Source organism: Sediminibacillus terrae (assembly GCF_009602435.1).
Classification (GTDB): Bacteria; Bacillota; Bacilli; order Bacillales; family Amphibacillaceae; genus Sediminibacillus; species Sediminibacillus terrae.
In genome coordinates this window covers 116,769-131,026 of record NZ_VZDQ01000027.1, presented here as the reverse complement: position 1 = coordinate 131,026, position 14,258 = coordinate 116,769, and the positions used below count along the sequence as shown (strand labels likewise).

Annotated in this window: 16 protein-coding genes and 1 riboswitch; of the genes, 9 read left to right on the top strand and 7 right to left on the bottom strand. The window is 46.7% G+C overall.

Annotated elements, in window-relative coordinates:
* The first annotated feature begins 20 nt into the window (after positions 1–20).
* The 6 genes from F6X55_RS17550 (at position 21) to F6X55_RS17525 (ending at position 5,240) form a co-directional block, all read left to right on the top strand.
* Positions 21–1,028 carry an ABC transporter substrate-binding protein gene (locus F6X55_RS17550; protein ID WP_153465002.1) on the top strand — a complete coding sequence of 336 codons (1,008 nt, stop codon included), beginning with the start codon at positions 21–23 and terminating at the stop codon, positions 1,026–1,028.
* On the top strand, positions 1,025–1,315 hold the full coding sequence (locus F6X55_RS17545; RefSeq protein WP_026571431.1) for a thiamine-binding protein: 291 nt from the start codon (positions 1,025–1,027) through the stop codon (positions 1,313–1,315). The genes F6X55_RS17550 and F6X55_RS17545 overlap by 4 nt, the downstream gene beginning before the upstream one ends.
* Positions 1,315–2,082, top strand: coding sequence for an ABC transporter permease (locus tag F6X55_RS17540; RefSeq protein WP_026571432.1), 768 nt, complete (start codon positions 1,315–1,317; stop codon positions 2,080–2,082). The genes F6X55_RS17545 and F6X55_RS17540 overlap by 1 nt, the downstream gene beginning before the upstream one ends.
* Entirely contained in the window at positions 2,075–2,812 is a 738-nt protein-coding gene (locus F6X55_RS17535; RefSeq protein ID WP_153465000.1) for an ABC transporter ATP-binding protein, read from the top strand. Before F6X55_RS17540 ends, F6X55_RS17535 begins: the two co-directional genes overlap by 8 nt.
* A complete protein-coding gene (locus tag F6X55_RS17530) occupies positions 2,770–3,582 on the top strand; it encodes a TatD family hydrolase (RefSeq protein WP_237648704.1) in 813 nt (270 codons plus the stop codon). The genes F6X55_RS17535 and F6X55_RS17530 overlap by 43 nt, the downstream gene beginning before the upstream one ends.
* 533 nt (positions 3,583–4,115) lie before the next feature.
* Positions 4,116–5,240: an MBL fold metallo-hydrolase gene (locus F6X55_RS17525; RefSeq protein WP_153464998.1), complete on the top strand. Its 1,125-nt coding sequence runs from the start codon at positions 4,116–4,118 to the stop codon at positions 5,238–5,240.
* Positions 5,241–5,850: 610 nt separating this feature from the next.
* On the opposite strand, the gene F6X55_RS17520 is transcribed toward F6X55_RS17525, so the two are convergent.
* Positions 5,851–7,029 carry a pyridoxal phosphate-dependent aminotransferase gene (locus F6X55_RS17520; protein ID WP_153464994.1) on the bottom strand — a complete coding sequence of 393 codons (1,179 nt, stop codon included), beginning with the start codon at positions 7,027–7,029 and terminating at the stop codon, positions 5,851–5,853.
* A gap of 147 nt (positions 7,030–7,176) precedes the next feature.
* Positions 7,177–7,278: riboswitch (SAM riboswitch) on the top strand.
* Between the two features lie 83 nt (positions 7,279–7,361).
* Between F6X55_RS17520 and F6X55_RS17515 the strand changes: the two genes are divergently transcribed.
* The gene (locus F6X55_RS17515) at positions 7,362–8,465 is read left to right on the top strand and encodes an iron-containing alcohol dehydrogenase family protein (protein ID WP_419866472.1); all 1,104 of its coding nucleotides are present in this window, start codon (positions 7,362–7,364) and stop codon (positions 8,463–8,465) included.
* 19 nt (positions 8,466–8,484) lie between these two features.
* Positions 8,485–9,279 (top strand): carbon-nitrogen family hydrolase, encoded by a 795-nt coding sequence (locus tag F6X55_RS17510; protein ID WP_153464990.1) that lies wholly within the window; start codon positions 8,485–8,487, stop codon positions 9,277–9,279.
* 127 nt (positions 9,280–9,406) lie between these two features.
* Here the strand turns inward: F6X55_RS17510 and F6X55_RS17505 are convergent, their stop codons facing one another.
* From F6X55_RS17505 to F6X55_RS17485, 5 genes are all read right to left on the bottom strand, one after another.
* Positions 9,407–9,820, bottom strand: coding sequence for a DUF4064 domain-containing protein (locus F6X55_RS17505; RefSeq protein WP_026571439.1), 414 nt, complete (start codon positions 9,818–9,820; stop codon positions 9,407–9,409).
* A gap of 27 nt (positions 9,821–9,847) precedes the next feature.
* Entirely contained in the window at positions 9,848–10,795 is a 948-nt protein-coding gene (locus tag F6X55_RS17500) for an ABC transporter permease (RefSeq protein ID WP_337189844.1), read from the bottom strand.
* Positions 10,782–11,684 carry an ABC transporter ATP-binding protein gene (locus tag F6X55_RS17495; protein ID WP_153465210.1) on the bottom strand — a complete coding sequence of 301 codons (903 nt, stop codon included), beginning with the start codon at positions 11,682–11,684 and terminating at the stop codon, positions 10,782–10,784. The genes F6X55_RS17500 and F6X55_RS17495 overlap by 14 nt, the downstream gene beginning before the upstream one ends.
* Before the next feature lie 362 nt (positions 11,685–12,046).
* Positions 12,047–12,847: a bifunctional hydroxymethylpyrimidine kinase/phosphomethylpyrimidine kinase gene (gene thiD / locus F6X55_RS17490; protein ID WP_153464988.1), complete on the bottom strand. Its 801-nt coding sequence runs from the start codon at positions 12,845–12,847 to the stop codon at positions 12,047–12,049.
* 22 nt (positions 12,848–12,869) lie between these two features.
* Positions 12,870–13,199 carry a hypothetical protein gene (locus F6X55_RS17485; protein ID WP_026571443.1) on the bottom strand — a complete coding sequence of 110 codons (330 nt, stop codon included), beginning with the start codon at positions 13,197–13,199 and terminating at the stop codon, positions 12,870–12,872.
* 114 nt (positions 13,200–13,313) lie between these two features.
* Here F6X55_RS17485 and F6X55_RS17480 point away from each other — a divergent pair, with 114 nt between their 5' ends.
* Positions 13,314–13,610 carry a DUF3817 domain-containing protein gene (locus F6X55_RS17480; protein WP_026571444.1) on the top strand — a complete coding sequence of 99 codons (297 nt, stop codon included), beginning with the start codon at positions 13,314–13,316 and terminating at the stop codon, positions 13,608–13,610.
* Positions 13,611–13,723: 113 nt separating this feature from the next.
* On the opposite strand, the gene F6X55_RS17475 is transcribed toward F6X55_RS17480, so the two are convergent.
* Positions 13,724–14,197 carry a DUF456 domain-containing protein gene (locus tag F6X55_RS17475; RefSeq protein ID WP_026571445.1) on the bottom strand — a complete coding sequence of 158 codons (474 nt, stop codon included), beginning with the start codon at positions 14,195–14,197 and terminating at the stop codon, positions 13,724–13,726.
* Between the last annotated feature and the right edge of the window lie 61 nt (positions 14,198–14,258).

Genomic DNA, 14,258 nt, shown 5'->3' with positions numbered 1-14,258 from the left:
AATCGCTAGGAGGAAATAGGATGAAAAAGTTATCAATCTTACTTGCCGCCCTGCTTCTGTTGTTGGCAGCCGGCTGCAGCAAGGAAAATGCCGGCACCGAAGAAAAGGACGCATTGAAGAAAGTGTCCCTCGTGTTGGACTGGACGCCTAATACGAACCATACTGGCATTTATGCCGCAAAGGAAAAGGGATATTTCAAAGATGAAGGGCTCGAAGTGGAAATTCTGATGCCAGGAGAGGCCGGGGCTGATCAATTGGTCGCATCCGGAAAAGCCGATTTTGGAATTGGAGCCCAGGAAGCCTTGACAGAAGCAAGGGTACAAGATATACCGATCGTTTCAATTGCAGCCATTATTCAGCACAATACTTCCGGTTTTGCTTCACCAAAAGAAAAAGGGATCACTTCGCCAAAAGATTTTGAAGGAAAAACTTATGGCGGCTGGGGGGCTCCCGTGGAAAAAGCGGTCATCGACTCCCTGATGAAACAGGAAAAAGCCGACGTAGAAAAAGTAAGTATCGTCAATATGGGGGATACCGACTTCTTTACAGCAGTCGAGCGTGACATCGACTTCGCCTGGATTTACTATGGCTGGACAGGTATCGAAGCAGAGCTTCGCGGGAAAGAGTTGAACATGCAGTACTTGACCGACTACTCCGAAAAACTGGACTACTATACACCCGTGCTCACGACTAGTGAGCAGAAAATCGCCGATGATCCGGAGACAGTCGAGGCCTTTGTTGCTGCCGCTTCCAAAGGTTATCAGTTTGCAGCGGACCAGCCAGATGAAGCCGCCGACATTCTCATCGACGCAGTTCCCGATTTGGACGCCGAACTGGTCAAAGCGAGTCAGCAGTGGTTGTCTCCTAAATACCAGGATGATGCCCCACGATGGGGTGAACAACAACAGCAAGTCTGGGAAAATTATGCCGGCTGGATGTATGACAATGGCTTGCTTGAACATGAGTTAAAAGCAGAAAAAGCCTTCACGAACGAATTTTTACCTGACGGGGGAGAAGAAAAACAATGAGTGATTCACTGGTAAGTATTCAAATCATCCCAAAAACAAAAAACGGAGAAGATGTCATTCCTTATGTAGATGAAGCAATCGCGGTGATCGAAGAATCCGGGGTTCGCTATCAGGTAAACCCGCTGGAAACGACGATGGAAGGAAATTTGAGCGAGTTGTTTGCCGTTATCGAAAAAATGAACAGAAGGATGATCGAACTGGGCAGCACCAACGTGATTTCCCAAATAAAAGTTCTTTACCAGCCAAATGGCGCCTCCATGGAAAAACTGACGGAGAAATACCGCTAATGAAACGAATAAAGACAGGTTGGCGGCCGGTTGCAGCCATCCTTCTTTTACTGCTGGTTTGGGAGGTGGCGGGCAGAGTGGCGGAAATTCCCTCTTGGCTGCTGCCGGCACCTTCGCAAATCTGGATGGAGGCGGTTGCCGGCTGGGAGGATTACAAGCTGCATTTGTTTTCGACCATCCAGCTCACCCTGCTTGGATTTTTGATTGGAACGAGTATCGGGATTGCAGCAGCTGTCTGTCTGCATTTGCTGCCTAAGCTGAGACAAACCATTTATCCATTGATGATTCTCTCACAAAATATCCCGATCATTGTGCTTGCACCCCTGTTGGTCATCTGGTTCGGGTTCGGCATCCTTCCAAAGCTAATCATCATTACGTTGGTCTGTTTTTTTCCGATTGCCGTAGCTACATTGGATGGTTTCCGTCAAACAAGTCCGGACCTGCTCCATTATTTAAAAATGGCTGGTGCAGACAAACGGCAAATTTTTTGGAAGCTGGAATGGCCCACCTCCCTTCCTTCGCTGTTTTCCGGACTGAAGATTTCAGCTACATACAGTGTGATGGGGGCTGTGATATCCGAGTGGCTCGGTGCCCAACAAGGAATCGGCGTGTATATGACACTTGCTTCTTCGTCTTTTAGGACCGATAGGGTTTTTGTAGCGATTTTCTTTATCATGGTGTTGTGCCTACTATTCTTCATTGTCATCATCACCATCGAGAAACGCGTCATCCGCTGGAAAAAGAAAGGGGTTGAACAGCATGGCTGATTTATCAATTATCGATGTTTCCAAATCCTTCAGCGGCAGGCACGTATTGGAGAACCTTTCCTTGTCCGTTTCCGATGCCGAATTTGTCTCGATTGTCGGTCCTTCCGGAAGCGGCAAAAGCACCTTGTTTCATTTAATAGGCGGATTACTGGAACCGGACAGTGGCGACATTTATTTGGATGGCAAGCGCGTGAATGGAAAAAGAGGGGCAATCAGTTACATGCCGCAGTCTCCTTCCTTGCTGCCATGGCGCACTGTCCTGGAGAACGTCATGCTAGGCGGAGAACTCCTCGGGGAGAAAAACAGGGAGGAAGCAATCAGTATGATGGCCAAAGCCGGACTGTCCGGATACGAGGAGGCTTATCCCGATCAACTTTCGGGCGGTATGAAGCAACGGGCAGCCTTCATACGCAGCATGCTGAGTCCCCAACCGTTAATGTGCCTGGATGAGCCCTTTTCGGCATTGGATGAATTTACCCGACTGGACATGCAGCAGTGGCTGCTTTCCATGTGGGAGGAGCACCGACGCTCCATCCTGTTTGTCACCCACAACATCGAAGAAGCACTATTTCTTTCCGACCGGATCATTGTCTTATCCAGCGGTCCTGCCCAAGTAAAGGCTGATTTCACGATTCCTTTTCCGCGTCCGCGCAAGGAATCCGTGGTTTTGTCACAGGATTTTTTAGAATGGAAAAAAACCATTTATCAGGAACTGCGGGTGATGACATGAAGTCGATTATCGATGCCCATATACACCTTGACATGTATCCTGAAGTGCTACAGCGACAGTTGGTACAGGACCTGGACGAGCACCATGCAGAGGGATTGATTGCAGTATCCAACCACCTTTCTTCGGCTAAAAAGACATGGCAGCTTGCCCAAACCGACAAGCGTATCCATCCTGCCTTTGGGTACCACCCGGAACAGAAGCTGCCGACTGTCGAAGAACTAAGTGAACTGCTAGACTTTATGGAGAGTCATCACACGGACATGAAAGCTGTAGGGGAAGTCGGCTTGCCCTACTACACGCGCAAAGAGGATCCGTCGATAAGCAACGAAGCCTATATAGAATTGTTGGAAACGATGATCATCCATGCAGCACGCTTGAATAAACCAGTAATCTTACACGCTGTATATGAAGATGCCCCGGTGGCATGTGAACTATTGGAAAAGCATTCGATCCGCCAAGCCCATTTTCACTGGTTTAAAGGTGACAATGGCACGGTCCGACGGATAGTCGGAAATGGATATATGCTTTCCGTGACGCCAGATTGTTTGTATGAATCGGAAATACAGCAATTGATTCAGAAAATCCCCTTGACTTCATTGATGGTGGAAACGGATGGTCCATGGCCATTTGAAGGACCTTTCCTTGGCATGATGACGCATCCGAAGATGATCCATGCCAGCGTTGCCAAGATCGCCGAATTGAAACGACTCCCGATTGACTCGGTTTATCACCAGCTACTTGCCAACACAAAAGACTTTTATCAGCTATGATAATTTATTTTAGACTTCGTCAGACTTCTTACATTGGTTCTCCATCCTGCGCTCCGGAAATACACTACGCTTTCCGCGGGCGGCTGGTGAGCCTCCTCGAGCTAGCGCTCTCCGGGGTCTCCCCTAGGCCTTTCCTCCCGCAGGACAGGTGTTTTCGGTGGGACGAGTAATCGCAGTCCCAAGGAAGACTGCGGCAGCGATGCATCGCACGAAGAAAATTGTTTTGTATTTTCAAGGAGTCTACGTGCATTTCCTTCGCTGATATTAGTCTGGTTCCACCAAAATCCTATAGGCATTTTTCCGTGATAGTTGGTTAAAGTTCATCAGATAAACTGAAAGCACTCTATCACCTTTTTTCAGCTAGCTTCGGGCTGTGCCCTATTATTGAATCTCGAGAGCAGCCATCCCATATGATCGGAGACGGGATGGCTTTTTTCGTTTCTTTACAATCAATCGGGGGTACTTGCATATATATTATCAACTGGAATCGCGATTTGTTATACTAGTTGAAAAAAAGGAGGAGGAATCGGAATATGGATCCATTGACTGTAAAAGAGCTCGCCAGTCGTGTGTTACAACACGAAGATTTGTTTATTTTGGATATCCGGAGACGGGAAGATTATCAAGATTGGAAAATCGAAGGCAGGAACGTGGAAAACATCAACATACCGCTGGCAGAAATAAAAGCAGCTCCCGCAGAAGCCAAACAGCAACTCCCTCTGGACAGGCCGGTCTATGTCGTTTGCTATAAAGGGATATCTGCCCAGACAGCTACAGCCCTTCTGCAAAGAGAAGGCATGGATAACGTTACATACTTGATCGGCGGCATAACCGGCTGGGGAGAGCACTTGGAACCAGTAAAGGCCGGAACACTTCCGAGCGGCGGAAGCATTTACCAGTTCCTCCGGCTGGGAAAAGGCTGTCTATCGTACATGGTAGTGGTCGGAAACGAGGCGATGGTAATTGATCCGAGTCGATTCACCGAGGTTTACCAAACCTTTGCCGACAAGCATGAATGCTCGATCAAGCATGTGGCCGACACCCATCTCCATGCAGATCATCTGTCAGGAGGAAGGAAGTTGGCCGCAGAGACGGGGGCTTCCTATTGGTTCCCGCAAGCAGATGACGAAGGTGCTTCGTTTTCCTATACCCCCCTTCAAGACGGCATGACAATCGCCCTGGGAGACAATCAGCGAGCCGTTACCGTCTTAGCTTCTCCGGGTCACACTTATGGAAGTACAAGCTTTATCGTGGACCAGGAATATTTACTGACGGGGGATACCCTGTTTGTCCAATCGATAGGCCGCCCGGATTTAGCTGGAAAGGCAGACGAGTGGGCGAAATACTTGCATGCTACGTTATATGATCGCTTTCCTTCTTTATCTCAAAGAATGGTTGTATTGCCGACGCATTTTAGCAGCACTAATGAATTGACTGAGGACGGCAAAGTTCAAAGTACATTACAAGCGTTATACACAAACAATCAGCGATTGAATATTTCTCCACAAAAGCGGTTTATCGAATTGGTTACAGAAAACCTGCCGCCACAACCAAACAGCTATCAGGAAATACGTCAGGCCAATTTAGGACTCGTCCATCCTGAACCAAAGCAGCAGCAGGAGATGGAAGCCGGCCCTAATCGGTGTGCCGTCAGCTGACGAAAAAGCTGGGACAATAGTATGGCACCAAAGCAAAAACCGGGCGAATTGGAAATGTCCGTTCGGTTTTTGCTTGTGACTTCGATAAACTTCTTTTTTCCTGTTGTTTGATGCGTGTTTCGTATCGCTACGGCAAGATACTACGCCTTCCACGGGCACGGCTTCCACTTCCTCAGAAAGCACCAACCGCTTTCTTGCGGGATTTTCAGCTCGTGCTGTTCCCGTTGGAGTCTCCGTATCTTACTTTCGCTACATTTTCGCTGTCTGATTTCCTTGTGATCAAGACAAGAGGAATAGAATAGAGAAACGTATTCTTCTATTGACTGATAGGTTTCCAAACAGTGATGAAGACGAAAAATTAGAAAGGGCAGGTTCGATATTCTTGAGAATTGTAGGTTGCGAATCAACAGCGTAAAAGAAAGACGGAATTCTCGTCAGAGGAGAAACCAACTTCATTCAACGGAGGCAAGGTACATAGACTCCTGCGGGATGAGCGCGAGCTGAAGATCCACTTGGCAAAGCGGTATTCTTTGCCAAGTTAGCTCAAGCCGTGCCCGCGGAAAGTGAAGTACCTTGCCGGAGTGAATGTCCCGGCCTCCTTTTTATTTCTCTACTTATCAAACAGATTCAAAGCAGCTATCCGGTCGGCGGCTTCCTCTAAACGTTCTTCCCTGTCCAGTAGACCGACACGTATATAGCCTTCGCCGCTTTTTCCGAACCCGTTTCCCGGTGCCACAGCAACATGGGCTTTTTCCAATAATAAATCGGCAAATGATTCAGAAGTAAAGCCAACCGGAACCGGCAGCCATGCGAAGAAGGTCCCTTTCGGCTTTTCTACCTTCCAACCGATTTGATTTAATCGTTCCATAAATCGATCTCTTCTATTTTGATAGGTTTGCACCAGTTCGGCAACTGCAGTCTGATCGCCAGTCAACGCTTTGGCAGCAGCATGCTGGATTCCACCGAACAAACTGACATACATGTGATCCTGCAACAGGTTGATACTTTCGATTACCGAACGGTTTCCGACTGCAAAAGCCACTCTCCAACCTGCCATATTATAAGTTTTGGAAAGCGTATAAATCTCCACACCAACTTCCTTGGAACCCTCGGATTGAAGAAAGCTTTGCGGTTTCTCGCCATCAAAGCCAAGTGCCCCGTAAGCAAAATCGTGGACGACACACACGTTATGTCTATTTGCCATTGCAATCGTTTCATCAAAGAACGACTTGTCGGCGACAGCAGAAGTCGGGTTATTAGGATAATTCAAAAACAGCAGTTTGGCTCTCTCCCAAATTTCCGTATCTATCGATTGATAATCTGGAAGAAATGCATTGCTTTTCACCAATGGCATTAAATGTGTTTCCGCATTCGCCAGAGCGATTCCGGACATGTAATCCGGGTAGCCTGGATCAGGGAGCAATGCGAGATCCCCTGGATTAAGCAAGCATTGACTTAATTCCACCAGTCCTGTTTTTGCACCGAATAAGACAGCGACCTCCGATTCTGGATCAAGGTTCACTTGGTATTCTCGTTTATAAAATTCTGCCGCTGCCTGCTTTAAAAACGAAAAGCCACGAAATGGCGAATATTTATGATAAGCCGGATTTTCCGTTGCTGCCTGCAATTCTTTTACAATGGCATCAGGTGTCGGCAAATCCGGGTTCCCCTGTCCCAAATTGATCACATCGTGCCCCTTGTCAACCAAGCCTTTCACCTTTGTCACCAGATTGGCAAAGAACTGGTCGGGCAGTCTGTTCAGTAAGTCTGATTGCTCAAAATTTTTCACAGTGTGTCACGCTCCCGATAGATCGATAAAATTATAGTATCTAATCATAGCTACTAACTTGGAATTTGTAAAGCCGTCCATCCAGTTAGTTTCTTGACAGAAAATATTCATGGTGGGATAATGCAAGCAATTATAGTGAATCTTAAACTCTTATCAAGAGAAGGTGGAGGGAATGGCCCTGCGAAGCCCGGCAACCGGTGAACAGACTCACACGGTGCTAAATCCTGCAACAATTCTGCAAGATAAGAGGAAGAGCCGACACGCAACCTCTTCCTTTGGTGGAAGGGGTTTTTTTACGGAAATGCATGGATGTTATTTTACTAGAAAACGAGGTGCTTACATTGAGTTCAATCCAAGTTCAAGGCGCTCCTGCCATCTATCATTGCTATCAAGGGGTACTGGAATTACTTCCTGAAAAAATCGCGGAACAGCGATTTTCTCGCGGGCTGCTGCTGCATGGCGAAAAATCGTGGGAAGCAGCGAAGCGTCACTTTGTCGATCCCGGAGTACCGATGACTTACATATCCTATCAAAATGATTGTACACATGAAGAAGCGGATCGAATTGGCAAGACAGCGCTTGAAGAGAGTTCCGAGTTCATTATCGGAATAGGCGGGGGTAAGATTTTGGATTTGGCAAAAGCGGCCGGAAGCCGAACAGGACTGCCGGTGATCTTGATTCCGACCTTGGCATCGAACTGCGCAGCCTGGACACCGCTTAGTGTATTTTATGACTTGGAGGGGAACTTCGAGGAGTACACCGTTTTTCCCCGAAGCACCTGGCTGGTTCTTGTCGAGCCGAACATACTGATCGAGTCGCCGTCATCCTTTTTGCGGGCGGGCATAGGGGATACTATCGCCAAATGGTATGAGGCAGATGTACTGACACGTGATCTTCCGACAAAGGAGGTTCCATTGGAAATCGCGTTGCAGGCTGCCCGTCTTTGTCGGGATACTTTGCTTAGAGAAGGTAGAGAAGCACTGAAGGCACTCGAGGCAGGTACAATCACTGATTCATTTAAACGGACTGTTGAAACAATCATTATGGCTGGAGGAATGGTGGGAGGCTTCGGTGACCAATACGGCCGCATCTCCGGGGCTCATTCCATCCACAATGGATTGACCCATTTGCCGGAAACCCACTCGATTCTTCACGGTGACAAAGTTGCCTATGGTATCCTGGTTCAATTAGCGTTAGAAGGACGACCGGAGGAAATCAAAAGACTCCTTCCGCATTATCGGGAGCTGGGATTGCCAGTCAGCTTGTCCGATTTAAGGATCGATCCGGAACGGAAGAATGCAGTAGAAACGATTGCCGCTGCTGCTACAGCCCCGGGAGAGTCGATTCATTTCATGCATATAACGGACGCGCAACAGGTGACAGCCGGCATTCAACAGCTGGAAGAGTGGCTGGTGAATGCGACTCCGTATTCATAATAAGAAAGGGGACCCAATCATGAAGCAGACCTATGCACTAATCCAAATGGATATCGCTTTCGGTGATCCGCAAACCAATTTCCGGCATGCGGAAAAACTGATTAGGGAAGCGGTGGAAAAAAGCGCGCCGGATACCATCCTGCTCCCCGAGCTTTGGACAACCGGGTATGACCTGACACGGCTCGATGAAATAGCGGATGAAGGCGCCAATGTGACGATTGCATTTCTGAGCAGATTGGCAAAGGAACTGGACATTAATATGATAGCAGGCTCGGTAGCCAACAGGGTCGGGGAAGCAACAAGCAATACCTTGATAGTTGTTGCCCGCACAGGAAATGTTATCAAGCAATATAGCAAAGCTCATCTGTTCCGTTTGATGGATGAAGAAAAATATTTAATAGAAGGTAACAGTGACGGAACGTTTATATTAGAAAACCAGAAGAGCGCAGCAGTTATTTGTTATGATATCCGTTTCCCTGAATGGATCCGAACGCACATGCTGGATGACACAAAGGTTCTCTATGTCGTCGCTGAATGGCCGAAGCAGCGTATTGATCATTGGCGTGCTCTCCTTATCAGCCGGGCTATCGAAAATCAATGCTTTGTGGTTGCCTGCAATCGCGCAGGATCTGATCCGAATAACGAGTTTGGCGGTAATTCGATGATTATCGATCCATGGGGTGAAATTCTTGGCGAGGCAGGACAGGAGGAAACGATATTGACGGGAACCGTTGATTTGAACGAAGTAGAGAAAATCAGGGCTACGATTCCGATATACAGTGACCGTAGGACTGACTTATACAAACTGAAATAAGCGAATCCCAAGCAGAAACAAACAGAGCGGGACAAAAGCTAAACCGAACGAATTTTATAAATCGTTCGGTTTTTATTGGTTACGATGCTTTTTTCCCAGTCGCTTGTCTTTGTCCTACAACGACCGTTCAGGCTGTTATCGGGGTTTTGGGCTTCCTTACCAAGGCCATAATACCAGCGATCAAGTACAACACCGCCGGAATCAGACTCATTCCCATAAACAAAACGAAAGATAAGACAGCGGTGATAATCAATATGATTCCTGCGGCTTTAGGCTTTTTATTTCCCTTCAAAAATACGAGGGCTACAATTCCCAGAATAATTGCCACCAGCGAAACGATGATCAAGTACCAGCTTCCGCCGGAAATCATCTCAGAGATGCTCCCCATATTATCCATTCCCTGCTCCGCAAACGCATTTTCCATTTCCTGAATAAATTCATCGTTACCTTTCAAAGTCATCAATACTATTCCGAAGAATGTGAAAAGAGCATACAGGATAGCTCCGATAACCCCAAGTGCAATTTCTGCTGTTCGTTTCATCTCCATTTCCTCCTCTTTTTGAATTCTTTAATGTCCCGCTACGTCCCGTTTTGTGAAAAACAACCAGGACAGGACCATGAAAATAACATAGTAAACAATCAGGACACCAATTGAAAACGACAATGTCATGCCTTCGATCAGTGGTGTTCCTCTAAAATACTGTTCCAAGTTTGTGTTTGCGAATAAAATATATTTGGCCCAATCGTATTGCATGAAAAAGCCTATGATGGAATTCCCGGCCATCATCAGGAAAATCGCAAAGCCGATTGCCAAACCGCTGTTTCGGAAAATCGAAGAAATCATGAATGCAAAAGTGGCCATCATCACCAGGTTGATCAATTGCAATCCATAGGAACGGCCCATCTCTGCCCAAGCAGCGATTTGCGTATATTCATTTTGGTTTTGGATCACCAGCAAAGGATTCGCGCCATTGACCCCGAAAAATATCGCCCCTGTTATCCAGGAAAACACAAGCAAAAACACAAGCGATGTAAAGGCAAACAACAAAACGGATGCATATTTAGCAAACAAGATTTTAGTCCGGGCAACCGGCCGGATCAACAATAGCTTGACGGTTCCCCATCGAAACTCATGGGCAATGATCCCTGCAGCTACGATGATGGTAAAGAGACTCAACAGAGCGGACAACATCACATTTTCCACCACAAACTGCCACGCGTCATACTCTAAAGGTTTAATGTCATTATCCAAATAGTAGTTGTTTTCCTGTATACCCCAATGATTGGCGACCTCTTCCTCACTGCTTCCCTCGGCAATTTCGGCGTTTTCCTGTTCCAATTGCTGACGCCAGTCATCGCCATACTGCGCTTCGTCCACATTTCCTACCGTTTTACCGAGAATGGCCACACCCAGTATGATAGCCGCAAGGATTCCGAACATGATCCAGGTAGACTTTCTGGCATAAAGTTTCACTTGCTCGTTATAGACGAGCTTGAAAAAATTACTCAATCGCATTCTCCCCAATCACATCTAAAAATTTATCTTCAAGTGTCGAGCGTTGCACTTGTACACCGAATACATCCACTTGCCCTTCTACCAGACATTTTACAATACTCGGAATTTCCTCCCGTTTTACTGTCAATTTTATATTCTCCTCTTCCACGGTTGGTTCGAGCTGTAACGTCTGGCGCAGAAGCTCGTTTGCCCGGTCAAGCGGCACAGCTTCAATATGTATCAGATCTTCGTCTGTTTTTGTCAGTCCTTTGACTGTTTCAATTGCGACAAGTTCCCCATTCTTAATAATACCAATACGGTCGCACATCATTTCTATCTCGGAAAGCAGGTGACTGGAGACAATGACAGCCACGTTTTCTTTTTCCGCCAAACTCCGGATGTATTGACGTATTTCTCTAATGCCATGCGGGTCGAGTCCGTTGGTTGGTTCATCAAGAATCAAAACCGACGGTCGATGCAACAAGGCTTGGGCGATCCCCAACCGTTGACGCATCCCAAGGGAGTACCTACCGGCCTTTTCATGGATCGCCTTCTCCAATCCTACTAGGGAAACAACCTCCTTGATCCGCTCCTCGGTGATGCCAGACATCATTCTTGCGTAGTGGAGAAGGTTTTTCCAACCGCTCATGAAGGGATACATTTCTGGATTTTCCACGATTGCTCCCACATGTCGAATAGCATCCTTGTAGTTGGATTTGATACTACTTCCTTTGATCACCACATCCCCTTCGCTAATTTTCATCAGCCCGACCATCATCCGGATTGTCGTCGTTTTCCCGGCTCCATTCGGCCCAAGAAAACCGAATACTTCACCTGGGTTTATATCAAACGTCAACCCTTTGATTATTTGCTTTTTACCGATATCTTTCTTTAAGTCGATTAATTTCATTGCTGGCTCTGCTGCCACTTACTGGACACCTCCATTTGTAATCCGTTCTTCCTTCTTGTACGTATTCGCCTTTCCAGAGGTTTCAATAAAATTACTATTTCCTTCCACTGGACAAAAAAATAGCTAGATTCCGAGAATAGTCGGTCAAACGTTTGTTTAAGATTGTAAAAAGGGGGTCATAGCCATTAGCACACCCTTATCTTTCCTAACCTTAGAACATAACTGCAGCTTAAAAGGTTTCATTGTAAAATGCACTAATTCTAAGAAAAGGAACTTTTCATTTAACGACTTATCGTGTGTCGGATTTTGCGCGGCCCCGGCTAACGCCTGCAGTATAAATACTCTGAAACACAGAATGACAATTATCGGGGCCGGTGTTTTCGATATGCTGCGTGATAAGTGGACCCTATTCCTTTGCCAAAATCGAGGGCATGCTCGATCGCAGCAGTGACATAAGCCTTGGCTATGTTCACCGCCTGCTCCACAGCAGCTCCCTTGGCCAGTTCTGCGGCAATCGCTGCCGAGAAACTGCAGCCTGCTCCACTCGTATGAATGGTATCGATGCGCGGCTGCTCCCACTCCATAAATCCATTTCCATCATACAGGATATCGACTGCATCTTCCGGTAGAGCACCACCTTTGATGATGACATAATCCGCCCCAAAGCGGTGGAGCGATTTTGCAGCATGTTTCATCTCTTCTTTACTGGTAATCGGACCGCTCTCCATTATTCTTTCCGCTTCATGCAAGTTAGGGGTGATAACGGTAGCAAGCGGAAACAGCCTCTCCCTCATTTCTTCAATTGCGTCATCTTTTAAAAGCTGCGACCCCATTTTACCGATCATGACGGGGTCCACCACCAAACTTGCGGGGGCATTTTTTTCAAGGAGTCGGACAACCAGACTGATGATCTCTTTCGTAAACAACATACCGGTTTTCACACCATCCACTCCGACATTTTTAACTGCTGTATAAAACTGCGCTTCTATCGCTTCCAGCGAATTGGTGAACATTCCTTCACTGGTGACGGGATTGTTGGCGACAATGGCTGTAATGGCAGCCATGCCATAGACGTCCCGTTCCTGAAATGTTTTCAAGTCGGCCTGGATACCCGCACTGCCTTGTGCCGCAGATCCAGCAACCGTCAGTACTCGTGCAATCATGGTCGATTCTCCTTTCTGTCATCTAATTCCCATTTCCGTCCCGCATCAATACATTGACAATAACGCCTGCACCTATTGCGAGAACGGTCGCAAAGAAATAATTAAACACTTTTCCATAGAGGTATTGTTCCACAACGACGAACATTAAATAAACAATACCCGCTGTCCATAACGTAATAGCTGTCCGATACCTCGGCCTGCCTTTTCTTATGTATCGTAACTCGACTAAAAATACGATCATGCCAATCAACAAGATGATAAGTGCTCCCGCCGCCAACTCGGTGGTCAGATAGCTAGTGACCCCAAAAACGATCAAAAAAGTCGGCAGGATCAACGGCAATATATTTTTCAACGTATTCTCTCCTCTGTTTTGATGAAATTATGCAGAACATTCGGCAATCTATAGTTTAGCATCCTTTTATCTATTATACTAAAGAAGAAAACATGTTTGGAATGGAGGTATCGCATGTTGAACTCCCCAATTCGACTGTTCCGGATATTCGGCATGATCGAAGGAACTTCTCTTGTCGTCCTTTTGTTTATCGCCATGCCATTGAAATACATAGCAGGCTTCCCGGAGGTAGTCACCCTGGTCGGCTCCCTTCACGGTTTTTTCTTTGTCGTCTACCTGCTGGTCATAGCCTATACGACAATTAAAATCCGCTGGGCGTTCAAGTGGCTGTTCGGCTCCCTGCTGGTAGCTTTCATCCCTTTTGGCAACTATGTATTGGATTATCGTCTACAGAAATCCCGTTATGTCTAAAATGCACGGGACGCCTCGGTGCTCCTGGCAAGCTTAGACCTCGAGGGAGACAGAAGTATAACGATGATAAAAAGCAGCCTCCCGCCGAGCCGGCGATAAAAGGCTGCTTTTTATCAAATAGCAAAAAAGAACCAAATAATCATGATTAACTGAATGACGACTTTGGCTGCGGCTCCTCCGAGAAATCCCATCAAAGAACCTAGCGAAGCCCTCCATGCCTGTTCAGTCGTTTTCTGTTGGATGATTTCCGTCAAGAACACGGCGACAAACGGAACGATGATGATTCCGAACGGCGGAATGATAAAGGAACCGACAATTACTCCAACAGCTGCAATTCTTTCTCCCCACTTGGAACCGCCATATTTTTTCACGAAATAGCTATTGGCAATGATGTCCGATACAATCAGGATGACTGTTAGTACCACCATGGCAATCCAAAACAGTATCGATAATTCTCCGTCCATAAAGAAAAAGTACAGCAAAAAGCCGATCCAGAGCATTAGGGGAGCCGGAATCAACGGGAAAATAATTCCGGCAAAACTTAGTAGAAAACTAGCTGCAATTAAAATCCAAATGACAATATCTATGACGTTAACCTCCCTTCCGTTCAGTCACAGGTTTCACCGTAAATCCACCGGCTCAGGAAAA